Source organism: Pseudomonas sp. BB438, assembly GCF_057180225.1.
The window spans coordinates 6,575,716-6,600,159 of sequence record NZ_CM170001.1; the positions used below are offsets into that span (position 1 = coordinate 6,575,716).

Below are 24,444 nucleotides of genomic sequence, written 5' to 3' on the forward strand. Positions count from 1 at the left end.
AAGAAAAATCGCACCCTTTAAAACAACGAATCACACAACGAGGAAATCGCTGAATGGACGCAACGCCTGAACAGCAAGGCCGAATCCTGCTGGTCGATGACGAGTCCGCCATCCTGCGCTCGTTCCGCTACTGCCTGGAGGACGAGGGTTACAGCGTCGCCACCGCCAGCAGCGCGCAGCAGGCCGAGAACCTGCTGCAGCGCCAGGTGTTCGACCTGTGCTTCCTGGACCTGCGCCTGGGCGAGGACAACGGCCTGGACGTGCTGGCGCAGATGCGCGTGCTGGCACCCTGGATGCGCGTCGTGATCGTCACCGCGCATTCCGCCGTCGACACCGCCGTGGACGCGATGCAAGCCGGGGCCGCGGATTACCTGGTGAAGCCCTGCAGCCCGGACCAATTGCGCCTGGCCGCTGCCAAGCAGCTGGAAGTGCGTCAGCTCACCGCGCGCATCGAGGCGCTGGAAGGCGAAATGCGCAAGCAGGGCGATGTGCTGGAATCCCACAGCCCGGCGATGGCCGCCGTGCTGGAGACCGCGCGTCAGGTGGCAGCCACCGACGCCAACATCCTCATCCTCGGCGAATCCGGATCCGGCAAGGGCGAACTGGCGCGCGCCATCCACGGCTGGAGCAAGCGGGCGAAGAAGTCCTGCGTGACCATCAACTGCCCTTCCCTCTCTGCCGAGCTGATGGAAAGTGAACTGTTCGGCCACAGCCGTGGCGCCTTCACAGGCGCCACCGAAAACACCCTGGGGCGCATCAGCCAGGCGGATGGCGGCACACTTTTCCTCGACGAGATCGGCGATTTTCCCCTCATATTGCAGCCTAAGTTGCTGCGTTTCATCCAGGACAAGGAGTACGAGCGCATCGGTGATCCGGTCACCCGCAATGCCGACGTACGGATCCTCGCGGCCACCAACCGCGACCTCGCCAGCATGGTTGCCCAGGGGACGTTCCGCGAAGACCTGCTCTACCGCCTGAACGTTATCGTGCTGAATCTGCCGCCGCTGCGCGAGCGCGCCGAGGACATCATCGGTCTGGCCGAACGTTTCCTCGCCCGCTTCGTGAAGGACTACGGCCGCCCCGCACGCGGCTTCACCGACGAGGCGCGCGCGCTGCTGCGTCGCTATAACTGGCCGGGGAACGTACGGGAGCTGCGCAACGTAATCGAACGCGCCAGCATCATCTGCAATCTTGAGCTGATTGGTGTTGAGCAACTCGCCATTGGGGAACAAACCACCAACTCGGCGCCTCGCATCGGCGAGGCGATGAGCCTGGAGGAGTTGGAGAAGGCCCACATTGCCGCGGTGATGGCCTCCAGCGCCACGCTCGACCAGGCGGCCAAGACACTGGGGATCGATGCTTCCACCCTCTATCGCAAGCGCAAGCAGTACAGCCTGTGAACCTGCCAATCCCGATGACGCTGCGCACGCGACTCTTCGTGAGCATCTCGGCGCTGATCACGGTAGCGTTACTGGGACTGTTGCTGGGAGTATTCAGCGTCGTGCTGACCGGCCGCGAACAGTCTCAGCTCATCCAGCGCAACTTCGCCGCCATCGAGGTCAGCCAGCGACTCCGCCAGGCGCTGGGCGATGAACTGGTGCAAGTGCTTAACGCACGCCCAAGTCCTGAATATCTGGAGCGTGCTCGCCGGCACTTCGCCCAGGCGCTGGAGCAGGGGCGCGCTCTGGCGCGCAACAGCGGCGAACGCCAGGCCATGACGGAAATCGCCGATGCCCACCGCCTGTTCGTCGAAGCGGTCGAGGCGCCTGGCCCTGGGCGCCCAGAATTGCTGGAAGACAGCGACCTCAGTCGCACCCTCGACGTCCTGCGCAACCGCCTGCTGGCGCTGCACCAGGGTGCAATGGAGAACATCAGCGCCGACGAGCGCTCCGCCCGCGACCGCACCCTGCTGATCAGCAGCCTGCTCGGGCTCATCGGCATCGCCATCCTGGTGGTCGGGTTCATCACCGCCCACAGCATCGCCCGGCGCTTTGGCGCGCCCATCGAAACCCTGGCCAAGGCTGCGGACAAGATTGGACAGGGCGAATTCGACGTCACTCTGCCGGTCTCCGGTGTCGCCGAGATGTCATCCCTGAGCCGACGCTTCGGCCTGATGGCGGAGGCTTTGCGGCTCTATCGCGCCAGCAACACGGAGGCGCTGGGCTCAGGCCGCAAGCGCCTGCTGGCAGTGCTCGACAGCATCGACGACGGCCTGGTGATTCTCGATCGATACGGCCGCATCGAGCACGCCAATCCCGTCGCCACGCGCCAGCTGTTCTCCCAGGGTGATCCCCAGGGCCAGGAGCTGGGTACGATGCTGAACAATCCGGCGCTGAACCAGGCGGTCCAGCGCGTGCTGAGCGGCAACCTGCTGGAGGAAACCCCGCAGGACCTGGTGGTGGACGTGGGCGGTGAAAGCCGGCTGCTGACCTGGGGCATGTCACCGGTGAGCCACGATGACGGGCGCAATATCGGCGCGGTAATGGTGGTACGCGATGTCACCGAGCAGCGCGCCTTCGAGCGTGTGCGCAACGACTTCGTCCTGCGAGCCTCGCACGAGCTGCGCACACCCATGACCGGCATGCACATGGCCTTCGGGCTGCTCGCCGAGCGCCTGAAGTTTCCCGAGGAATCCCGCGAGCGGGACCTGGTACGTACCGTTGACGAGGAAATGCACCGGCTTGTCCGGCTGATCAACGACCTGCTCAACTTCTCCCGCTACCAGAGCGGCACGCAGAAGCTCGAGCTGCAGCTCTGTGACGTGGGAGACCTGCTGCGCCAGGCCCACCAGCGTTTTGTCAGATCCGCCGACGAGAAACACATCGCGCTTGATCTGGAGATTGCCGAGGGGCTACCGCACCTCAATCTCGACCGTACCCAGATCGAGCGAGTACTGGACAACCTGATCGGCAATGCCCTGCGTCATACCCCCGAAGGCGGGACGATCCGGCTGCAGGCACGCAGCCAGGAAGAGCGCGTGGCGATAGCAGTGGAAGACAGCGGCGACGGCATCCCGCTCAGCCAGCAGGGACGCATCTTCGAGCCCTTCGTACAGGTGGGCCGCAAGAAAGGCGGTGTCGGGCTCGGCCTGGCGCTCTGCCGGGAAATCGTGCAACTGCACGGCGGCCGAATCGCCCTGCGCTCACAACAGGGCAAGGGCTCGCGCTTCTACCTGCTGCTGCCGGTCTAGGAGGTCGGGACCGCCAGCAGCAGTGCGGCGGTTTCCAGGTCCGGCTCGCCGTCGAAGCGCGCGGGCCGGAAGCGCATCTGGAACGCAGCGATCACGTTGCGGGTTTCCTTGTCCATCACTCCATTGAGCGGCACCGCGTAGCCGTGGCGCGCCAACTGCTGCTGGAACCAGCCCGGCGCCGGCAACTGTCCATTCAACTCGGCCAGACGGCGCGCCAGCTCACCCGATTTCGGCCAGGGGATCAGCCCGGCGTCGGCCAGCTTCTTCCAGGGAAACAGGGGGCCCGGATCCACCTTGCGCTGCGGAGCGATATCGCTGTGGCCGAGGATATGTTCCGGGGTGATGCCCTGGCGCTTGGTGATGTCCTTGAGCAGTGCAATCAGCGCGTCGATCTGCGCATCCGGGTAGGGATACCAGATCTTCCCGCTGGGGGTATCGCGGTAGCCGGGGTTCACCAGTTCGATGCCGATGGACGTGGAGTTGAGCCAGGTGCGCCCCTGCCATTCGCTGGCGCCGGCATGCCAGGCGCGGCGGTTCTCGTCCACCAGTTGGTAGATGGTCGCCGGGTTGTCACCGATCAGGTAGTGCGCGCTGACTTCGCCGTGGGTCAGCAGCGCCAGCGAGCGCGGCAGGTCGGCCGAGGTGTAGTGGACGATGACGTACTGGATGCGGCTGTCCTGGTTCCTCGACACATGTTCGCGGTCGATCTGCAGGCCCTTGTCGGCGCAGCCGGCAAGCAGTGCGGAGAGCAGCGCGAAGGTCAGGACACGCGGGATCATGGCAGTTCTCACGGCGAGATCATCAGGCAGCGATATGCAGGAAGCTGCGCACGTTCTGCAGGAGCATGTTCACGCTCAGCATGATCAGCAGCATGCCGGCCAGGCGCTCCACGGCCATCAGCCCGCGGGGGCCGAGGAAGCGCTGGAGGAACGCCGCCTGCATCAGGATGAAGGCAGTCGCCGCCCAGGCCAGGATCACCGCCAGGTACAGCTCCCACAAGGGACCAGTGTAGGTGCTGCGCAGGGTGATCAGCATCGCCAGCGCGGACGGCCCCGCTACCGCCGGCGTGGCCAGCGGAACGAAGAGCGGTTCGTTGTCGGGCATGTCGCCCAGCACGCCCTGGGGAGTGGGGAAGATCAGGCGCATGGCGACCACGAAGAGAATGATGCCGCCGGCAATACCCGTCGCTTCCTTGGACAGGCCCAGCCCGGTGAGGATGTGTTCGCCGAGGGTAAGGAACAGCAGCAGCAGGCCCAGGGCGAAGAGCAGTTCGCGCAGCGCGACTTTCAGGCGGCGTTCGGCGGGGACCGACTTGAGGGCGGCGAGAAAGACCGCGATGTTGCCGAACGGGTCGGTGATCAGAAAGATCAGGATGGCGACGCCAAGCATGACCGGGAAAACTCCAGCGAGAACGAGCCGCTCCGCGGATCGCGGGACGACCTGTGAATAACGGAACAAGCGCATCGCCCTGTGGATAAAAATTTACCCACAGGGCAATGCCTTATGTATCAGGATTTCTTGATCTTTTCCGGGCGCTTCCAGCCTTCGATCACCCGCTGCTTGGCACGACCGACGCCGAGGGTGCCTGCCGGAACCTCGGCAGTGATAGTGGAACCCGCGCCAGTCGTGGCACCGGCACCGATATCCACAGGCGCCACCAGCGAGTTGTTGGAGCCGATGAAGACATCCTCGCCAATGCTGGTGCGCCACTTGTTCGCGCCATCGTAGTTGCAGGTGATGGTGCCGGCGCCGATATTGCTGCGCGCCCCGACTTCGCTGTCGCCCAGGTAGGTCAGGTGACCGACCTTCACGCCGTCCTGCAGGTGAGCGTTCTTCAGTTCGACGAAGTTACCCACATGCACCTTGCGCTCCAGCACACTGCCCGGACGCAGGCGGGCGAAGGGACCGACATCGCTGTCAGGGCCGACGTGGGCGCCTTCCAGGTGCGAGTTGGCCTTGATGATCGCGCCACGACGCAGGGTACTGTCCTTGATGTAGCAGTTCGGGCCGATCTGCACGTCGTCCTCGATCTCCACCAGGCCCTCGAGGATCACGTTGACGTCGATGGTCACATCGCGGCCGACGCTGACTTCGCCACGCACGTCGAAACGGGCCGGGTCGATCAGGGTCACGCCTTGCGCCATCAGGCGACGGGCCACGCGCTGCTGGAAGAAACGCTCCAGTTCGGAGAGCTGCAGGCGATCGTTGGCGCCTTGGGTTTCCATCGCAACCTGCGGCTGCGCCGTGGCCACGCGCAGCCCATCCGCCACGGCCATGGCGATGACGTCGGTGAGGTAGTACTCGCCCTGGGCGTTGGCATTGGAAAGCCGTGACAGCCAGCCCAGCAGTTGCGCGCGCGGGGCAGCGAGGATACCGGTGTTGCCTTCGCGGATGGCGCGTTGCTCGGGGGAGGCATCCTTCTGCTCGACGATGGCCTGAACCTCGCCGGCAGCGTCCCGGATGATACGGCCGTAGCCGGTCGGGTCATCCAGCTCGACGGTGAGCAATGCCAACTGCTCCGGCGAGGCCTGGGCCATGAGTCGCTCCAGGGTCGGCTGCTCGATCAGCGGCACATCGCCGTAGAGGATCAGCACGCTGTCCGCGCTCAGGAACGGGGCCGCCTGCGCCACGGCGTGGCCGGTGCCGAGTTGCTGTTCCTGGATCACGAAATTCAGGTCATCCGCCTGCAGGCGCTCACGCACCAGGTCGGCACCATGGCCAATCACCACATGGATGCGCGACGGGCCGAGACCACGTGCGGTGTCGATCACATGGGCAAGCATCGGTTTGCCAGCGACCGGGTGCAGGACCTTTGGCAAGGCCGAGCGCATGCGGGTGCCCTGGCCAGCGGCAAGAATGACGATTTCGAGAGACATGGATGAGGGACCGTCCTGGTGAGCGGGGAAACCCCGAGTGTAGAAAAAGAAAAAGGGTAGCCAAGGCTACCCTTTTCCTATTTGACGCTGAAGTCCCGGAGGACTTCGCGGCTTAGCCGCCGTACTTCTTGCGAACCTGCTGGACCGTGCGCAGTTGCGCTGCGGCTTCGGCCAGGCGGGCTGCAGCGGAGCTGTAGTCGAACTCTGCACCTTTGCCTTGCAGAGCCTTTTCAGCTTCCTTCAGTGCGGTCTGGGCAGCCGCTTCGTCGAGGTCACCTGCACGAATCACGGTGTCGGCGAGAACCTTGACCATGCTCGGCTGTACTTCGAGGAAGCCACCGGAGATGTAGTACACCTCCTGCTCGCCACCCTGCTTCACCAGGCGGATCGGACCCGGCTTGAGCTCGGTGATCAGCGGCGCGTGGCCCGGAGCGATACCCAGATCACCCAGCGAGCCATGCGCTACGACCAGCTCTACCAGACCGGAGAAGATCTCCGCTTCGGCGCTGACGATGTCGCAGTGGACAGTAATAGCCATACCCTTGCCTCACGTAAGCGCCCGTTGCCGGGCGCACGGATTACAGCTTCTTCGCTTTCTCGATGGCTTCTTCGATGCCGCCGACCATGTAGAACGCCTGCTCGGGCAGGTGATCGTAGTCGCCGTTGAGGATGCCTTTGAAGCCAGCGATGGTGTCCTTCAGGGAGACGTATTTGCCCGGCGAGCCGGTGAATACTTCAGCCACGAAGAACGGCTGGGACAGGAAGCGCTGGATCTTACGAGCACGGGCCACCAGCAGCTTGTCGGACTCGGACAGTTCGTCCATGCCGAGGATCGCGATGATGTCCTTCAGCTCTTTGTAGCGCTGCAGAACGTACTGCACGCCACGAGCGGTGTCGTAGTGATCCTGGCCGATGACCAGCGGGTCCAGCTGACGGGAAGTCGAGTCCAGCGGATCAACTGCCGGGTAGATACCCAGCGAGGCGATGTCACGGGACAGTACGACGGTGGCGTCCAAGTGGGCGAAGGTGGTCGCCGGGCTCGGGTCGGTCAGGTCGTCCGCGGGAACGTAGACGGCCTGGATCGAGGTGATCGAGCCTTTCTTGGTGGAGGTGATGCGCTCCTGCAGAACGCCCATCTCTTCGGCCAGGGTCGGCTGGTAACCTACTGCGGAAGGCATACGGCCCAGCAGTGCGGATACTTCGGTACCGGCGAGGGTGTAACGGTAGATGTTGTCGATGAACAGCAGTACGTCACGGCCTTCGTCACGGAACTTCTCGGCCATGGTCAGGCCGGTCAGTGCAACGCGCAGACGGTTGCCCGGCGGCTCGTTCATCTGGCCGTAAACCAGGGCTACCTTGTCCAGTACGCCGGAATCCTTCATCTCGTGGTAGAAGTCGTTACCCTCACGAGTACGCTCACCCACACCAGCGAACACAGAGTAACCGCTGTGCTCCATGGCGATGTTACGGATCAGTTCCATCATGTTGACGGTCTTGCCTACACCGGCACCACCGAACAGACCGACTTTACCGCCCTTGGCGAACGGGCAGACCAGGTCGATAACCTTGATGCCGGTTTCGAGCAGGTCGTTGCCGCCAGCCTGGTCAGCGTAGGACGGAGCGTCGCGGTGAATACCCCAGCGCTCTTCTTCGCCGATGGGACCGGCTTCGTCGATCGGGTTGCCCAGCACGTCCATGATACGACCCAGGGTCTTGGTGCCGACCGGGACGGAGATGGCTGCGCCGGTGCTTTCCACGTTCAGGCCACGCTTGAGGCCTTCGGTGGAACCCATCGCAATGGAACGAACCACGCCGTCGCCCAGCTGCTGCTGAACTTCCAGGGTGGTTTCGACGCCCTGAACTTTCAGGGCCTCGTAGATGCTCGGCACGGCATCGCGCGGGAATTCCACGTCGATCACGGCGCCGATGATTTGAACGATACGTCCGCTACTCATGTCTGGTTCCTCTGAATTTTGAACCTGTTCTTACACCGCGGCAGCGCCGCCGACGATTTCCGAGATTTCCTGGGTGATCGCCGCCTGACGTGCCTTGTTGTAGATCAGTTGCAGACCACTGATCAGATCACCGGCGTTGTCGGTAGCGTTCTTCATTGCAATCATCCGGGCCGCCTGCTCACAGGCGTTGTTCTCAACCACGGCCTGGTACACCTGGGACTCCACGTAGCGCACCAGCAGGCCGTCGAGGAGGGCCTTGGCGTCGGGTTCGTAGAGGTAGTCCCAGTGGTGCTTCAGCTCGGCATTGTCCTCGGCCACCAGCGGAATCAGCTGTTCCACGGTCGGCTTCTGGGTCATGGTGTTGACGAACTTGTTGGAAACCACGTACAGGCGATCGATACGACCTTCCAGGTAGGCATCCAGCATGACCTTGACGCTGCCGATCAGATCATTGATCGACGGCTCTTCGCCCAGGTGGCTGATAGCTGCAACGACGTTGCCGCCATAGCTCTTGAAGAAGGATGCACCCTTGGAGCCGATCACGCAGAGGTCGATCTCCGCGCCACGATCGCGCTGTCCGCTCATGTCCTTGACGAGCGCCTTGAACAGGTTGATGTTCAGGCCGCCAGCCAGGCCACGGTCGGAGCTCACCACGATATAGCCGACGCGCTTGACTTCACGCTCGACCATGAACGGGTGACGGTATTCCGGGTTGGCGTTGGCCAGATGGCCGATCACCTGGCGAATGCGCTCCGCGTAGGGACGGCCGGCCGCCATGCGCATTTGTGCCTTGCGCATCTTGCTCACCGCCACCTTTTCCATGGCATTGGTGATTTTTTGCGTGCTTTTGATGCTCGCAATCTTGCTGCGAATCTCTTTTGCGCCTGCCATTTCACACCTATCGGTTTAGCAGGCGGGGGCCGTTAACGACCCCCGCTGCGGCTTACCAGGTTTGGGTGGCCTTGAACTTCTCGATGCCGGCCTTGATGCCTGCGTCGATTTCGTCGTTGAAGTCACCCTTCTCGTTGATCTTCGCCAGCAGAGCGGCGTTCTCACGTTGGAAGTAGGCGATCAGTGCTTGTTCGAAGGCGCCCACCTTGGCGATCTCGACGTCCTGCAGGAAGCCACGCTCGGCGGCATACAGGGACAGCGACATCTCGGCGATGGACATCGGCGCGTATTGCTTCTGCTTCATCAGCTCGGTAACACGCTGACCATGTTCCAGCTGCTTGCGGGTCGCGTCGTCCAGGTCCGAAGCGAACTGGGCGAAGGCCGCCAGCTCACGGTACTGGGCCAGCGCGGTACGGATGCCGCCGGACAGCTTCTTGATGATCTTGGTCTGGGCCGCGCCACCCACGCGGGATACCGAGATACCGGCGTTGACGGCCGGACGGATACCCGAGTTGAACATCGCGGATTCGAGGAAGATCTGACCGTCGGTGATGGAAATCACGTTGGTCGGAACGAACGCGGAAACGTCGCCAGCCTGGGTTTCGATGATCGGAAGAGCGGTCAGGGAGCCGGTCTTGCCTTTCACTTCGCCGTTGGTGAACTTCTCTACGTACTCTTCGGAAACGCGGGAAGCGCGCTCCAGCAGACGGCTGTGGAGATAGAACACGTCGCCTGGGTAAGCTTCGCGGCCCGGCGGACGGCGCAGCAGCAGGGAGATCTGACGGTAGGCCACGGCCTGCTTGGACAGGTCGTCGTACACGATCAGGGCATCTTCACCGCGGTCGCGGAAGAATTCGCCCATGGTGCAACCGGAGTACGGAGCCAGGTATTGCAGAGCGGCGGATTCCGAAGCACTGGCAACGACCACGATGGTGTTGGCCAGGGCGCCGTTTTCTTCCAGCTTGCGAACGACGTTGGCGATGGTCGATTGCTTCTGACCGATGGCAACGTAGACGCAGCGGATGCCGCTGTTCTTCTGGTTGATGATGGCGTCGATGGCCAGAGCGGTTTTACCGATCTGACGGTCACCGATGATCAGCTCGCGCTGGCCGCGGCCGACCGGGATCATGGCGTCGACCGACTTGTAACCGGTCTGAACCGGCTGGTCTACCGACTTACGCCAGATCACGCCCGGTGCCACTTTCTCGACTGCGTCGGTCAGCTTGGCATCGATCGGGCCTTTGCCATCGATCGGGTTACCCAGAGCGTCGACTACGCGACCCAGCAGTTCCGGACCAACCGGTACTTCCAGGATGCGGCCGGTGCACTTGGCATTCATGCCTTCTTTGAGGTCCTGGTATTCACCCAGTACCACAGCACCGACGGAGTCTTGCTCCAGGTTCAGCGCCATACCGTAGACGCCGCCCGGGAATTCGATCATCTCGCCGTACATGACGTCGGCCAGACCGAAAATGCGCACGATGCCATCGGAAACACTGACGATGGTGCCTTCGTTGCGCGCTTGCGAGGCGACGTCGAGTTTCTCGATGCGCCCCTTGATGATTTCACTAATTTCGGAAGGATTGAGTTGCTGCATGCCGCTGCCCCTTCAAACTCAAGATTTCAACGCTTCGGCCAGTTTCGCGATTTTGCCGCGCACCGAGCCATCGATTACCAAGTCACCGGCGCGAATAACCACGCCGCCGATCAAGCTCGCGTCTTCCGACGCATGAAGTCGCACATCGCGACTGAGCCGGGCGCTGAGAGCCTTGGCGAGTTTGTCCTGCTGTTCCTGGTCCAGGGCGAAGGCACTGGTGACCTCGACCTCGACCAGCTTTTCCTGCTCGGCCTTGAGTTGCTCGAACATCACGAAGATGGTCGGCAGCAGGTCGAGCCGCTTGTTTTCAGCCACAGTCCGGACGAAGTTCTGGGCCGGAGCATTGAGCTTGTCGCCACACACGTCGATCAGCGCGTCAGCCTTGGCTGCCGCGGTCAGCTGGGGCTCCTTGAGCAGCTGGCGCACGGTGTCGTCCCGCGACACTGCAGCCAGCACACCCAGAGCAGCGGACCAGTCGGCCAGTTGCTGATGAGCCTGGGCGTACTCGAAAGCCGCCTTCGCGTATGGACGAGCCAATGTGGTCAGTTCTGCCATATCGCCCTCTGCTTAGATCTCGGCGGCCAGTTGATCAACCAGCTGCTTTTGCGCGTTGGCATCGATCGAAGCACCCAGGATCTTCTCGGCGCCGGAGACAGCCAGGGCGCCCACTTGGGCACGCAGGGCGTCTTTGACGCTGTTGAGTTCCTGTTCGATCTGGGCCTTGGCCTGGGCGATCATGCGATCACCTTCGGCACGGGCCTGATCACGGGCTTCGTCAACGATCTGGTTAGCGCTCTTCTTCGCCTGCTCGATGATTTCGGCTGCTTGAGCCTTGGCTTCGCGCAGTTGCTGACCCGCTTTCTCGTGAGCCAGTTCCAGGTCACGAGCCGCGCGGTTGGCAGCGTCCAGGCCGTCGGCGATCTTCTTCTGACGCTCGTGCAGAGCCGCGATGACCGGAGGCCATACGAACTTCATGCAGAACAGGACGAAGATGGCGAACGCGATGGCCTGGCCGATCAGAGTTGCATTAATGTTCACGCCAATACCTCGCTCGTTCGTTGTTCAGTCACAGATTTCCGCTGTTCGGAAATTAGTGGGCAACCTGAGCAATGAACGGGTTAGCGAAGGTGAAGAACAGAGCGATACCAACGCCGATCATGGTCACGGCGTCGAGCAGGCCGGCGACGATGAACATTTTGACCTGCAGCATCGGAACCATTTCCGGCTGGCGAGCAGCGCCTTCCAGGAACTTGCCGCCCAGCAGGCCGAAGCCGATGGCGGTACCCAGAGCGCCCAGACCGATCAGCAGAGCAACGGCGATAGCAGTGAGTCCAACTACAGTTTCCATTTTTCCTCCCGACTTTTTTGTCGTGTTGGTTAAAGGTGAAGCAAGTTAAGGTGGTGAAGCTCTTCTTTCACCCCCTCCCATCAGGAAAGGGGCGGACAGAATCTTTGGATCAGTGGCTGTCTTCGTGAGCCATCGACAGGTAGACGATGGTCAGCATCATGAAGATGAAGGCCTGCAGGGTGATGATCAGGATGTGGAACACAGCCCACGCCCAGTTCAGCACAACGCCCATGCCGCCCAGCCAGAGGATGCCGGAACCGAACATCACGGCGATCAGGATGAAGATCAGCTCGCCGGCGTACATGTTGCCGAACAGACGCAGTGCCAGGGATACCGGCTTGGCGATCAGGGTCACGAACTCCAGCAGGAAGTTCACGGGGATCAGGATGATCTGAACCACCATGTTGCTGCTGTGGAACGGGTGCAGGGTCAGTTCGCCGAGGAAGCCGCCGATGCCCTTGACCTTGATGCTGTAGAAGATGATCAGCGCGAACACCGCGATGGACATGCCGAAGGTGGCATTCGGATCGGTGGTGGCCACGGCGCGGAAGAACAGGTGCTCGTTACCGGTGACCGCCTGAGCCGCGAGCGGCAGGAAGTCCACGGGCACCAGGTCGATCAGGTTCATCAGGAAGATCCAGACGAACACGGTCAGCGCCAGCGGTGCGATTAGCGGGTTACGGCCGTGGAAGGTGTCCTTCACGCTGCCGTCGACGAACTCCACGAGAACTTCGACGAAGTTCTGCAGGCCGCCAGGTTGTCCGCTGGTGGCCTTCTTGGCTGCCATGCGGAAGATAAGGATGAACACCAGGCCGAGGAATACGGACCAGCCCAGGGTATCAACGTGGAATGCCCAGAAGCCCATTTCCTTGGCTTGTTCGGCGGTGTGGGCGAACCCCCAGGAACCATCCGGCAGACGACCCAGGGTCAGGTTCTGCAAGTGGTGCTGGATGTAACCCGAAGCGCTTTCTGCTGCCATGTTTGCCTCAATCGCTCTAAGGTCTTGTAAATGTGTTTCGCATCAGCAGGGGTGCAAACCAGCTGACCGCGAGGGTCAGCAGGTAGAGGCCGAACAGCGCCAGGGGCGCCAGTGGCTTCACACCTGCAAACGTCAGTGCGAAGAGCACTGCCGTCAAAATCAGTTTTCCCGCCTCACCGGCATAAAAGGACCGGACTATCAGCTGGGCAGAACGCGCACCGCTGTAGCGGAACGCCTTGCGAGCAAAGTACAGATTCGGCAACCACGCAATCAGGCCTCCGAGCAATCCGGAATAGCCTGCGACCGATCCCTGGGCAAACCACAGGGCTGCTGCACCGATAAGCAGCACCACCAGTTGGACGAGCAACAGGCGAAACGCCGGTTGACGATGGAAGGGCAAACGATTGGGCTTGCTGGGTTCCATCTCTAGCTCACAGTCCTCTGGTGTCGGCTTCACAAATCAACAACTTGGCATACTTTGTGCCGACAAAATTGCGCGCAGAGTATAGGGGGCGCCGCATACCCATTCAACCGTCGGGTAGTGATTTCCGACGACCCCTACATGCTACGTTCGTATCAGCGTATGTGGGCGAGGACGCCCTGGAGCTCGTCGAGGGAGTTGTAACGGATCACCAACTGTCCCTTGCCCTTCTGCCCATGGCGTATCTGCACCGGAGCGCCCAAGCGCTCGGCCAGGCGCTGTTCCAGGCGGCTGATGTCCGGATCGGACTTGACCGCTTTGACAGGTTCCTCAGGAGCATTGAGCCACTGGCGCACTAGTGCTTCGGTCTGACGCACCGTGAATCCGCGTGCGACAACATGTCGCGCACCTTCGACCTGCCGATTTTCGGGCAGCCCGAGCAGGGCACGGGCGTGGCCCATTTCGAGGTCACCATGGGACAGCAGCGTCTTGATCTCGTCGGGCAGGGCAATCAGGCGCAGCAGGTTGGCCACGGTCACGCGGGATTTGCCCACGGCGTCGGCGACCTGTTGCTGGGTCAACTGGAATTCTTGCTGCAGACGCTGCAGCGCGGCGGCTTCCTCAATGGGATTGAGGTCCTCGCGCTGGATGTTCTCGATCAGCGCCATCGCGATGGCGGCTTCGTCCGGCACTTCGCGAACCATAGCCGGGATCTTGTCCAGGCCGGCCTGCTGACTGGCACGCCAGCGGCGCTCACCAGCGATGATCTCGTAGCGCCCCTTGTCGATCGGGCGCACGACGATCGGCTGCATCACGCCCTGAGCCTTGATGGACTGGGCGAGTTCTTCCAGGGCCTGCGGATCCATGTCGCGACGGGGCTGGTACTTGCCGCGCTGGATCAGGTCCAGCGGCAGGTGTTGCAGCTCCTTGCTGTCCACCTGAACGGCTTCTTCCTGCATCGTAGCGGCGCTGGAGCCACTGAGCAGGGCATCCAGCCCGCGTCCGAGACCTCGTTTCTTGGCGGCCATGCGGGTTCCTTAATCTCTTAGGCGGGGGCGGTGGTGCGTGCGGCGCGCTGACGGCGCACCAGCTCGCCGGCCAGCGCCAGATAGGCGAGTGCACCGCGCGATTGCTTGTCGTAGACCAGCGCCGGCATGCCGAAGCTGGGCGCCTCGGCCAGTCGCACGTTGCGCGGGATCACGGTGGTGTAGAGCTTGTCGCCGAAATGCTCCTGCAGCTGCGCGCTGACATCGTTGGTCAGGCTGATGCGCGGGTCGTACATGGTGCGCAGCAGCCCCTCGATCTTCAGCGCCGGGTTCAGCCGCTCGGCGATGCGCTGGATGCTGTTCATCAGATCGGTCAAGCCTTCAAGGGCGTAGTACTCGCACTGCATGGGGATGATCACGCCGTCCGAGGCGGACAGCGCGTTGACCGTCAGCATCGACAGCGACGGCGGGCAGTCGATGAGGATGAAGTCGTAGTTCTCGCGGATCGGCGCCAGCGCGTGGCGCAGGCGGTGTTCCTTCATGTCCATTTCCAGCAGCACCACTTCCGCCGCGGTGAGGTCGCGGTTGGCGGGCAGCAGCTGGTAGCCACCGTGCTCGGAGAACTGCATGGCCTGGGCCAGGTCGCATTCGCCGGTGAGCACGTCGTAGATGGAATGGTCCAGGGACAACTTATCCACACCGCTGCCGGTGGTGGCGTTGCCCTGTGGATCAAGGTCGATCAGCAGCACGCGTCGCTTGGTGGCGACCAGCGATGCCGCAAGGTTGATACAGGTCGTGGTCTTGCCGACGCCGCCCTTCTGGTTGGCGATCGCGAATACCTTAGCCATGGTTTTCCCCACTCCCCGTCATGCAGTGCGGCGCAGTATCAGCAGATGGCGCTGGCCTTGGCAACCCGGCACCGCCAGAGCGCGTTCGGCTTCGACGCGGAAATCTTCCGGAAGTGCCGCGAGCTCGTCGCTGGGGTGGATGCCTTTCATGGCCAGCCAGTTGGTCTGGGCATCGCCCAGATGGCGTGTCCAGTTGGTGAAGTCTTCGAGACTGCTGAACGCCCGGGAGACGATGCCGTTGAACGGCTGCTCTGGCTGGAAGGCTTCCACCCGGCTGTGGATAACCTGCAGGTTGTCGAGCTTGAGCTCCAGCTTCACCTGGGTGAGGAAGCGAGTCTTCTTGCCGTTGCTGTCCAGCAGGGTCAGGGACTTGCCGGGGAACAGGATGGCCAGCGGGATGCCGGGCATGCCGCCACCGCTGCCCACATCCAGCCAGCGTTCGCCGCCGGCCGCTTCGAACGTCGGGACGATACTCAGGCTGTCGAGCAGGTGGCGGGAGACCATTTCATCCATATCGCGCACGGCGGTGAGGTTGTAGGCCTTGTTCCACTTGGCCAGCAAGGCCAGGTAGTCGAGGAGGCGCTGCTGGGTCGCAGTGTCGATATCCAGGCCGAGTGTCTGGATGCCACGCGCGAGTTCGTCGGCGTGGCGGGCGGTGACCAGGGACATCAGGCGCTTTGCTCCAGCTGACGACCGGACGAGCGCTTCTTCAGATGGATGAGCAAGAGAGAGATCGCCGCCGGGGTCACGCCCGGGATGCGGCCGGCCTGACCGAGAGTTTCCGGCCGGGCGTTGCCCAGCTTGAGCTGGATCTCCTTGGACAGCCCGGAGATGGACGGGTAGTCGATATCCACAGGCAGGCGGGTGTCTTCGCTGGCCCGCAGGCGAGCGATCTCTTCCTGCTGGCGATCGATGTAGCCTGCGTACTTGGTGCGAATCTCCACCTGTTCGGCAACCTGCGGGTCTTCCGCACCAGTGCCGGTCACTTCCGCCAGGCTGACGTAATCGATTTCCGGACGCGCCAGCAGATTCAGCAGGTTGTACTCATGAGCGAGCGGCGTGCCGAAACGTTCGGCAATGGCATCGCCCTGCGGCGTATTCGGACGAACCCAGGTGCTCCTGAGGCGCTGCTCCTCACGCTCGATGCCTTCGCGCTTGGCTTCGAATACCGCCCAGCGCTCATCATCGATCAGCCCCAGCTCTCGGCCTTTCTCGGTCAGGCGCAGGTCGGCGTTGTCCTCGCGCAGGATCAGCCGGTATTCGGCGCGCGACGTGAACATGCGGTACGGCTCCTGGGTGCCGAGGGTGATCAGATCGTCCACCAGCACACCGATATACGCCTCGTCGCGGCGCGGGCACCAGCTATCGCGGCCCTGCGAACGCAGCGCGGCGTTGGCTCCGGCGAGCAGGCCCTGGGCGCCAGCTTCTTCGTATCCGGTGGTGCCGTTGATCTGGCCGGCGAAGAACAGACCGCCGATGACCTTCGTCTCCAGGCTGTACTTCAGGTCGCGCGGGTCGAAGTAGTCGTACTCGATGGCGTAGCCGGGGCGAACGATGTGCGCATTCTCCATGCCACGAATCGAACGGACGATATCCAACTGCACATCGAAGGGCAGCGAGGTGGAAATCCCGTTGGGGTACAGCTCATGGGTGGTCAGGCCTTCCGGCTCCAGGAAGACCTGGTGGCTGTCCTTGTCGGCGAAACGATGGATCTTGTCTTCGATGGAGGGGCAATAGCGCGGGCCTACCCCCTCGATCACGCCGGAATACATGGGCGAGCGATCGAGGTTGGACGCGATGATCTCATGGGTCCGCGCGTTGGTGTGGGTGATCCAGCAGCTGACCTGGCGCGGATGCATTTCCTTTGAACCGAGGAACGACATCACCGGGATCGGGGTGTCGCCGGGTTGCTCAGTCATCAGGCTGAAATCGACGCTCCGACCATCGATGCGCGGCGGAGTGCCGGTCTTCAGGCGGCCGACCCGTAGCGGCAGCTCGCGCAGACGCCGCGCCAGGGCGATCGAGGGCGGATCACCGGCACGGCCACCAGAGTAGTTCTCCAGGCCGATGTGGATAAGTCCACCGAGGAACGTACCAGCGGTGAGGACGACGTTATCGGCATGGAATTTCAGACCCATCTGGGTCACGACGCCGCGCACCTGATCCTGTTCGACGATCAGGTCGTCACAGGCCTGCTGGAATATCCACAGGTTCGGCTGATTCTCCAGGATCTCGCGCACGGCGGCCTTGTAGAGAACACGGTCTGCCTGGGCCCGGGTCGCACGGACGGCCGGGCCTTTGCGGCTGTTCAACACGCGAAACTGGATGCCGCCTTTATCGGTGGCGAGTGCCATGGCACCGCCCAGCGCATCGATTTCCTTTACCAGATGGCTTTTGCCGATCCCACCAATGGCGGGGTTGCAGCTCATCTGGCCAAGGGTTTCCACATTGTGGGTGAGCAGCAGCGTCTTCACGCCCATGCGTGCAGCCGCTAGTGCGGCCTCTGTGCCGGCATGGCCGCCGCCGATCACGATCACGTCAAAACGGGAAGGGAAATCCACCACGCACCTCGTGCCTGTTGATCAAGGAGAAAGAAGATAGCCGGACAGTATAGGGGCTAAGGGCTTTCGATTGAAGGCACCTGGACAAAAAATAGCCAATGGGTACGGTTCGCCTTTATAGAAAATAAAAGAGAGGAATCTTTTTAAATCTTTTTAGAGCTTGTGTTTATGTATGGTGAGGCCGTTTTCTGTGGATAACCATGCTGAGGCCAGATACACCAATGCTTTCAGCACCTAACAACCCTGTGTCGATTCTGTACGGTTGCAGGGGATCTCCCGTGGTCAGCTTGTGGATTAAGTATAAGGTTATCAACAGGTGTATTTATCCACTGGATGATGCAGCGCTTGTTAACGTGGCTGTACGCGGGTTTTCCACAGGGTTCCTGGACGGCTGTGAGTTGAATGATTCAGCGTATTAGAGCCCCGGAAATTCAGGTGCCCCTGGCGGTAACGGCCCTCGCTGTGGATAGATTCACAGGCCTTTTGTGGGGAAGCAGGAGTTTTCAGAAGGAGGGACGCCCGGACTGTGGAAAAGTCGTCCGGACGTGGCGTGATCGCAGTCAGGTCGATGCTATTGAGGTTTCCGCATCTCGAAGACAGCGCCGGCGGTGTCTTCCCAGTTGCTTTCCAGTTCCATGAGTGCGTCGATCGAACTCGACAACAACTGCAGGAATCGGGGCCTGGCGGAGACGTAGGCGCCCATGAATTCGCCCAGCGGCCGCCCTTCTGTGGATATCGCATGCCACAAGGCATCGAAGATGAGATTGGCCTGCGCGTTTACCCGAGGTACGACCGGGTAGGTCGCACATACCTCGAATCCCGCGTCCTGGAAGCGGCGCTCCCATTGCTCTATCGGGAGGGCATACTGGATTCCATGAAATCCCCTGTGCCTCTGACGCACTTGTTCGCCGATTTCTGCATAGCCGGAGACTTCCAGCAGATACGGGAGGGTCTCCCACTCCTCATAACGGTTGGTCACCACACTGCAAGCGAAAGTGCCGCCTGGCTTGAGCTCTCCAAGGACGGCCTGCAGGTTGCTTTCCAGTCCCGGAAAATGCACCAGAGATCCTCGGGAGAACACGTGGTCGAAGTCTCCCTTCTGTTGCAGGGAGGAAAATCCATCAGCGTGCACGTTATCATAGCGGCCGTAGAGTCGAGCCTGTTCGGCCTGGTGCGCGTTGGTGCACATCCCTTCGGCAGTACTTCCTGCCGGCAGGACAAGATTGAGGAATTTGGGATCGCTGCAACCCAGGTCCAGCACTTTTCCCTTCAGAGGAATACGCTTGAAGGCCGCGAGCTCCCAGGCAAGCCAATGGGCGTAGCTGGGCAGTGATGGATGGACGCGGATTGTCTGGGAGTAGCTGGCCAGTACATCATCGGTGCCTGGTCTTCCGGGCGTGACGCTGCCGCTGACGGAGACCGATGAGGTCGAATGGCTGTCCTGTTCATACCGGCGCAGCAAAGGACCGTACAACTCCTCCACTCGCCGTTTCACTTTCTCACTGAAGTGATTTTGCCAGTCGCCGGCAATCCCTTTCCTTTCGTGGGCCATGGTGTTTTCCAGGCCCGCCTGGCGCCCGCCCGTCAGTACATCGAAGCGGTTTGCTTCGACTGCCGCCTTGAGGCGCTCTGTGGATATGTCGAGGCCGCCTACGGTATTGAGCGCCTCATGCATCAGTTCCAGGTCGTGGGAGAGGAGATCTTCGTACTTGAAGACGCCGGTGGGCTCCTGGAGCCAGGACGCCTGTATGAGAGCAGGGCCCCGCAGCCATGTCTCGGCCAGATAGAGCAAGCCGTCATCGAGGCTCAGTTGCTCGAGCTGATGGCGCAGATCGGCCAATCCCGTGGAACTCAATGCATGGCTGTAGCGCGCGCTGAAGTAGCCCGACACTAGGGTATCGCGCAGGTCTCGAACGACGACGAAGTGCCGGGAGTCCGCGGGGCGCTCAATGGAGTCGTATTGTTCCCTGGTCAGATAGGCCGTCGGGTAGACGGCACGTGGGACAATCGGATCAAGAAGCAGTTGGCCTTCACCCACTCTGGGGCGAATGATTCGCTCGGGGGCTATGGCTTCAAGAATCTTCAGGATCCATTGCGAGCCCGCTTTCCAATGGGTGATGTGGAACAAGGTGGGGGACGTTTGGTGCATTGGCATTCCTTGGAGGGCTCTGTTGGAAGCAGACAAATCATATTTGGTGACGGTTGTTCGACGTTTTCTTGTATGTCAGTTATCGCTTACAGAGTCGCTTTACTTGCCGATGCAGAAGCTGGAGAAGATGCGTCCCAGCAGGTCGTCCGGTGTGAAGGCCCCAGTAATCTCGCCCAGAGCTTGCTGGGCCTGACGCAGGTCTTCGGCCAACAGCTCGCCCGCGCCGCTCAGGGTGAGCTGTGCGCGGCCGTGCTCGAGATTGTCGCCAGCCTGGCGTAGAGCCTCCAGATGGCGACGGCGCGCGCTGAAGCTGCTCTCGGCGGTCTGTTCAAAGCCCATGCAGGCCTTCAGGTGCTCGCGAAGCAGGTCTAGCCCATTGCCGGAACGCGCGGAGAGGGTGATGGTGACGTGGCCGTCAGCGTTCTCTTCGAGCCCGATGCTCTCTGTGGATAAATCCGCCTTGTTGCGAATCAGGGTTACATGGGCCGGGTCCGGGCGGCTGTCGAGGAACTCGGGCCACAAAGCGAAGGGGTCACTGGCTTCTGGCGCGGTGGAGTCGACAACAAGAAGGACTCGATCCGCCTCGCTGATTGCCTTCAGCGCGCGTTCCACGCCGATCCTTTCCACGTGGTCGTCGGTGCTGCGCAGGCCGGCGGTGTCGATGATGTGCAGCGGCATGCCGTCGATGTGGATATGTTCGCGCAGTACGTCACGCGTGGTGCCGGCGATATCGGTAACGATGGCGGCTTCGCGTCCCGCCAGGGCGTTCAGCAGGCTGGATTTACCAGCGTTCGGGCGTCCGGCGATCACCACGGTCATACCGTCGCGCAACAGTGCACCCTGACCTGCCTCACGCAGGACCGAAGCGAGTTCGGCGCGCACTGCATCCAGTTGTGCGAGCACGTGGCCGTCGGCGAGGAAATCGATTTCCTCTTCCGGGAAGTCGATGGCAGCCTCGACGTACATGCGCAGCCCGATCAGTTGGTCGGTCAGGCTGTGTACGCGACGGGAGAACTCGCCCTGCAGCGAGCGCACGGCGTTACGCGCGGCCTGCGCGGAGCTAGCCTCGATGAGGTCGGCAATGGCTTCGGCCTGGGCCAGGTCGAGCTTGTCGTTGAGGAAAGCTCGCTCACTGAACTCACCCGGGCGGGCCTGGCGCGCGCCCAATTCCAGGCACCGCTGCAGGAGCATGTCCATCACCACGGGCCCACCGTGGCCCTGCAGTTCGAGGACGTCTTCACCGGTGAAGGAGTTCGGGCCGGGGAAATACAGCAGCAGGCCTTCGTCGATGACATCGCCGTCATCGGCGTGGAACGGCCCATAGTGGGCGTAGCGCGGTTGTGGCTCACGACCGCTCAGGGTGATGGCCATGGCGCGGGCACGGGGACCGGAGACGCGGACGATGCCTACGCCGCCACGGCCCTGGGCGGTCGCGACGGCGGCGATGGTTTCACGGGCTGTATTCATGTCGGCGGTCTCGCGGTGGTTGTCGCGGCGTGCGGCAATACAAGTTATCCACATAGCAAAACGCCCCACGAGGGGGCGTTTTGTCGATCGGTGTCAGGCTGCGATGTCAGGCAGAAGCCTTCTTCGTCGCCGCTTCGATCCGACGGGTAATGTACCACTGCTGTGCGATGGACAGACAGTTGTTCACAACCCAGTACAGGACCAGACCGGCCGGGAACCACAGGAAGAAGAAGGTGAAGATGATCGGCATCAGCTTCATCACCTTGGCCTGCATGGGGTCCGGCGGAGTCGGGTTGAGCATCTGCTGAACCAGCATGGTGGCGCCCATGATGATCGGGAGGATGAAGAACGGATCCTTCACCGACAGGTCGACGATCCAGCCCAGCCAAGGGGCCTGGCGCATCTCGACGCTTTCCAGGAGTACCCAGTACAGCGAGAGGAAGACTGGCATCTGCACCAGGATCGGCAGGCAGCCGCCCAGCGGATTGATCTTCTCCTTCTTGTACAACTCCATCATCGCCTGGGACATCTTCTGACGATCGTCGCCATGCTGTTCCTTGAGGGCAGCCAGTTTCGGCGACACGGCGCGCATACGGGCCATGGAGCGGTAGCTGGCGGCGGACAGCGGGAAGAAAGCCAGTTTGATGACGATGGTCAGGAAGATGATCGACCACCCCCAGTTACCCACCAGGTTGTGGATATGTTGCAGCAGCCAGAAGATCGGCTGGGCAATGAACCACAGCGGACCATAGTCAACGGTCAGCTCCAGACCCGGGGACAGTTCCTTCAGGTACGCCTGCAGTTTCGGGCCGGCGTACAGGGTCATGCTGGTTTCGCCCTTGGCACCCGGTGCAACGCTCAGGTTGGGACCGGTGTAGCCGACGATGTAGTTGCCCTGGGCATCCTTGCGGGTCATCACGCTGTGGGTATCGCCCTTGGCGGGGACCCAGGCGGTGACGAAGTAGTGCTGCAGCCAGGCGACCCAGCCACCCTGGACGGTTTCCTTGAACTGCTCCTTGTCCATGTCCTTCATGGACACTTTCACGTAGGGCTTTTCAGGGGTCCAGACCGCGGCGCCGAGGTAGGTCGATACGCCGGTAGCGGTGGTAGAGGAGGGATCGACGCTGGCGTCACGCTTGAGCTGAGCGAACAGCGAAGCGTTCCACGGTTTGTCGCTCTGGTTGTCGATCAGGTAGCTCACGCCGACCTGATAGGCATTGGCGTTGATGCACTCGAGCTTCTTCTGTGCCTTTTCCTTCTCGGTGCAGTCGCTTTTCAGACCACGGTGGAAGGTGAAGCGCTTGATGTAGCTGACGCCGTCCTGTGCATAAGTCAGGTCGACGGTCATCTGGTCCTGGCCATCGGCCAGTTCGTAGACCGGCTTGGCCGAAGCATACAGCGGGCGACCGCTGGCAGCCGCATCCGGGCCGTTGGCGCCGGTCAGGCCGCTCTGGGCCAGGTAGGTGCGCTGGTTGTCACGCTCGAACAGCGGGAACGGCACGTCCGGACGGTCCTGGCGCAGCGGGTACTGGGTCAGGCCGAGCTTGATCACGTCGCCGCCGCGCGGGTCGATGGTCAGGTCCAGGACATCGGTCTTCACGCGGATCAGCTGTTCGCTGGCGGCGGCCGGTTTCTGCTCGCTGGGCAGGCTGGCCTGGGCATTCTGCGTGGTGGGCACGTCGGCGTTGGCCGCGTTGCCGGCAGGCACGGAAGTGTCCGGCAGGCCTTCGGTCTGGTTGAAGGTCGCGGTCTGTGCCGGCAGTTCGGGCTGGCCGTAGTCCTTGTTCCACTGGAGAACCAGCGCATAGGACACGATTGCCAGAGCGACGAATAGGATTGAACGTTTGATGTCCATGGTTACTCGGCCGTCGAGGAAGGGGCGGGCTTGGAAGGATCTGGCGGTACCGGATCGTAGCCACCGGGATGCCAGGGGTGGCAGCGGCCGAGGCGACGAGCGGCCAGCCAGCCACCACGCAGGAAGCCATGGGTTTCAATGGCTTCCTGCGCGTAGCAGGAACAGCTGGGGTAGAAACGACAGTGCCTGCCCATCATGGGACTGATGGCGTAGCGGTATAACTGGATCAGTAACAGCGCCAGTCTACGCATGGGAACTGTCGGTCACTCCCGGAGATTCTGTCGAAGGTCCCGGGCTTGGCCGGTTGCGCAACAGGCGCTTCCAGAGTTTGCCGAACTGCTGGTGCAGCTCTTCATTCTCCAGATCGCCGAGTCCTTTTCGCGCTATCACCACGACATCCAGGCCAACCAGCTTCTGCTGGTGATGGCGGAAGGATTCACGGAGAAGGCGTTTGAGGCGGTTGCGCTCGACGGCGAGCTTGACGTTCTTCTTGCCGATCACCAGGCCCAGGCGGGGATGATCGAGACCGTTTTCGCGCGCCAGCAGCAGGATGTGCTTGCCGGGAACCTTGGAGGTGGGGGAGTCGAAGACTGCTGTGAATTGCCGGGCTGTCAGTAGACGTTTATCCCGGCTGAAATCTCGACTCACCACCTGTGTCAGACAAATCAGACGGTCAGACGCTTACGGCCCTTGGCGCGACGACGCGACAGAACCTGACGACCGTTCTTGGTGGCCATGCGAGCGCGGAAGCCGTGCACGCGAGCGCGCTTGAGGGTGCTGGGTTGGAAAGTACGTTTCATGATTCGGTACCTGGGTTTGACGACATGAGGTCGCAGTGACCCCGTTTAAAGAGACCGGCGATTCTAGTGAAATCAGGCGGTCAGGTCAATTTCCAACCAACCTCGGATACAAAATCTATAGAAAGGGAGGAAATCTCTTTTTCTAAAGATTGAAGCGATGATTATGTTTATGTGAACAGCGACCTGTGCATAACTTCTCACAGCTCTAGGGGCAAGCGGTTCTCGACGAATGATAACCCTGTCGGGAAGAGGTGCGCGGCTTGTGCGGATGCGGTTGGAAAGCTGGGTATGGAATGAACTTTTTTCCACAGGTATTTTTTCCACAGAACAATCACCAGGGCTGTCCCTTGCCCCATTCAGCTGTTATCCACAAGGTTCACGGGGCTGTTATCCGACCACCGGCAAAATCATTAACACCTTGATTTTGCTTGCATCCCGGCGAGCTTAACTGTGGATAAGTTGTTCCGGCGCGGATACAATAGCCGCCTGTTTCGCTTTGCGACTTCTTTTGGGGGATATCC

At 61.7% G+C, this 24,444-nt stretch carries 24 protein-coding genes; 2 read left to right on the plus strand and 22 right to left on the minus strand.

Translation table 11 applies throughout. The features are described 5' to 3' along the window. The first annotated feature begins 53 nt into the window (after positions 1–53). Positions 54–1,400 (plus strand): sigma-54-dependent response regulator transcription factor AlgB, encoded by a 1,347-nt coding sequence (gene algB, locus AC1ZV1_RS30175; RefSeq protein ID WP_484294959.1) that lies wholly within the window; start codon positions 54–56, stop codon positions 1,398–1,400. Then, the gene (locus AC1ZV1_RS30180) at positions 1,397–3,190 is read left to right on the plus strand and encodes a KinB sensor domain-containing domain (protein WP_484294960.1); all 1,794 of its coding nucleotides are present in this window, start codon (positions 1,397–1,399) and stop codon (positions 3,188–3,190) included. Before algB ends, AC1ZV1_RS30180 begins: the two co-directional genes overlap by 4 nt. Here the strand turns inward: AC1ZV1_RS30180 and AC1ZV1_RS30185 are convergent. From AC1ZV1_RS30185 to rpmH, 22 genes are all read right to left on the minus strand, one after another. Next, the gene (locus tag AC1ZV1_RS30185) at positions 3,187–3,969 is read right to left on the minus strand and encodes an N-acetylmuramoyl-L-alanine amidase (protein ID WP_484294961.1); all 783 of its coding nucleotides are present in this window, start codon (positions 3,967–3,969) and stop codon (positions 3,187–3,189) included. The genes AC1ZV1_RS30180 and AC1ZV1_RS30185 overlap by 4 nt on opposite strands. Before the next feature lie 22 nt (positions 3,970–3,991). Beyond that, positions 3,992–4,579, minus strand: a complete 588-nt coding sequence (locus tag AC1ZV1_RS30190) for a MarC family protein (protein WP_017518835.1) — start codon at positions 4,577–4,579, stop codon at positions 3,992–3,994. A gap of 119 nt (positions 4,580–4,698) precedes the next feature. Beyond that, entirely contained in the window at positions 4,699–6,066 is a 1,368-nt protein-coding gene (gene glmU, locus AC1ZV1_RS30195; protein ID WP_484294962.1) for a bifunctional UDP-N-acetylglucosamine diphosphorylase/glucosamine-1-phosphate N-acetyltransferase GlmU, read from the minus strand. Between the two features lie 112 nt (positions 6,067–6,178). Further along, positions 6,179–6,604, minus strand: coding sequence for a F0F1 ATP synthase subunit epsilon (locus AC1ZV1_RS30200; RefSeq protein ID WP_045213789.1), 426 nt, complete (start codon positions 6,602–6,604; stop codon positions 6,179–6,181). A gap of 40 nt (positions 6,605–6,644) precedes the next feature. Beyond that, entirely contained in the window at positions 6,645–8,021 is a 1,377-nt protein-coding gene (atpD, locus tag AC1ZV1_RS30205) for a F0F1 ATP synthase subunit beta (protein WP_045213787.1), read from the minus strand. A 30-nt stretch (positions 8,022–8,051) separates the two neighbouring features. After that, positions 8,052–8,912, minus strand: coding sequence for a F0F1 ATP synthase subunit gamma (atpG, locus tag AC1ZV1_RS30210; protein WP_017518839.1), 861 nt, complete (start codon positions 8,910–8,912; stop codon positions 8,052–8,054). 52 nt (positions 8,913–8,964) lie between these two features. Further along, positions 8,965–10,509 (minus strand): F0F1 ATP synthase subunit alpha, encoded by a 1,545-nt coding sequence (gene atpA, locus AC1ZV1_RS30215; protein WP_045213785.1) that lies wholly within the window; start codon positions 10,507–10,509, stop codon positions 8,965–8,967. Between the two features lie 18 nt (positions 10,510–10,527). Further along, a complete protein-coding gene (locus tag AC1ZV1_RS30220) occupies positions 10,528–11,064 on the minus strand; it encodes a F0F1 ATP synthase subunit delta (protein ID WP_484294963.1) in 537 nt (178 codons plus the stop codon). A gap of 12 nt (positions 11,065–11,076) precedes the next feature. Beyond that, positions 11,077–11,547 (minus strand): F0F1 ATP synthase subunit B, encoded by a 471-nt coding sequence (locus tag AC1ZV1_RS30225; RefSeq protein WP_017518842.1) that lies wholly within the window; start codon positions 11,545–11,547, stop codon positions 11,077–11,079. A gap of 52 nt (positions 11,548–11,599) precedes the next feature. Next, positions 11,600–11,857, minus strand: coding sequence for a F0F1 ATP synthase subunit C (gene atpE, locus AC1ZV1_RS30230; RefSeq protein ID WP_043256731.1), 258 nt, complete (start codon positions 11,855–11,857; stop codon positions 11,600–11,602). 109 nt (positions 11,858–11,966) lie between these two features. Continuing rightward, positions 11,967–12,836 (minus strand): F0F1 ATP synthase subunit A, encoded by an 870-nt coding sequence (gene atpB / locus AC1ZV1_RS30235; RefSeq protein ID WP_017518843.1) that lies wholly within the window; start codon positions 12,834–12,836, stop codon positions 11,967–11,969. A gap of 16 nt (positions 12,837–12,852) precedes the next feature. Then, positions 12,853–13,260 carry a F0F1 ATP synthase subunit I gene (locus AC1ZV1_RS30240; RefSeq protein WP_484294964.1) on the minus strand — a complete coding sequence of 136 codons (408 nt, stop codon included), beginning with the start codon at positions 13,258–13,260 and terminating at the stop codon, positions 12,853–12,855. 152 nt (positions 13,261–13,412) lie between these two features. Beyond that, on the minus strand, positions 13,413–14,285 hold the full coding sequence (locus AC1ZV1_RS30245; protein WP_484294965.1) for a ParB/RepB/Spo0J family partition protein: 873 nt from the start codon (positions 14,283–14,285) through the stop codon (positions 13,413–13,415). Between the two features lie 17 nt (positions 14,286–14,302). Next, entirely contained in the window at positions 14,303–15,091 is a 789-nt protein-coding gene (locus AC1ZV1_RS30250) for a ParA family protein (RefSeq protein ID WP_024765005.1), read from the minus strand. Between the two features lie 18 nt (positions 15,092–15,109). Further along, positions 15,110–15,760 (minus strand): 16S rRNA (guanine(527)-N(7))-methyltransferase RsmG, encoded by a 651-nt coding sequence (gene rsmG / locus AC1ZV1_RS30255; RefSeq protein ID WP_484294966.1) that lies wholly within the window; start codon positions 15,758–15,760, stop codon positions 15,110–15,112. Beyond that, positions 15,760–17,652, minus strand: a complete 1,893-nt coding sequence (gene mnmG / locus AC1ZV1_RS30260; protein ID WP_484294967.1) for a tRNA uridine-5-carboxymethylaminomethyl(34) synthesis enzyme MnmG — start codon at positions 17,650–17,652, stop codon at positions 15,760–15,762. The genes rsmG and mnmG overlap by 1 nt, the downstream gene beginning before the upstream one ends. 571 nt (positions 17,653–18,223) lie before the next feature. Continuing rightward, entirely contained in the window at positions 18,224–19,801 is a 1,578-nt protein-coding gene (locus AC1ZV1_RS30265) for a methyltransferase domain-containing protein (protein WP_484294968.1), read from the minus strand. 99 nt (positions 19,802–19,900) lie between these two features. Further along, a complete protein-coding gene (gene mnmE / locus AC1ZV1_RS30270) occupies positions 19,901–21,268 on the minus strand; it encodes a tRNA uridine-5-carboxymethylaminomethyl(34) synthesis GTPase MnmE (RefSeq protein WP_484294969.1) in 1,368 nt (455 codons plus the stop codon). A gap of 106 nt (positions 21,269–21,374) precedes the next feature. Next, positions 21,375–23,123: a membrane protein insertase YidC gene (gene yidC, locus AC1ZV1_RS30275; RefSeq protein WP_484294970.1), complete on the minus strand. Its 1,749-nt coding sequence runs from the start codon at positions 23,121–23,123 to the stop codon at positions 21,375–21,377. Between the two features lie 2 nt (positions 23,124–23,125). Then, positions 23,126–23,374, minus strand: a complete 249-nt coding sequence (gene yidD, locus AC1ZV1_RS30280) for a membrane protein insertion efficiency factor YidD (RefSeq protein ID WP_484294971.1) — start codon at positions 23,372–23,374, stop codon at positions 23,126–23,128. Then, complete coding sequence (gene rnpA, locus AC1ZV1_RS30285) at positions 23,367–23,774, minus strand: ribonuclease P protein component (RefSeq protein ID WP_484294972.1); 408 nt, start codon at positions 23,772–23,774, stop codon at positions 23,367–23,369. Before rnpA ends, yidD begins: the two co-directional genes overlap by 8 nt. A gap of 14 nt (positions 23,775–23,788) precedes the next feature. Further along, positions 23,789–23,923: a 50S ribosomal protein L34 gene (gene rpmH, locus AC1ZV1_RS30290; protein WP_003100258.1), complete on the minus strand. Its 135-nt coding sequence runs from the start codon at positions 23,921–23,923 to the stop codon at positions 23,789–23,791. Positions 23,924–24,444: the final 521 nt, after the last annotated feature.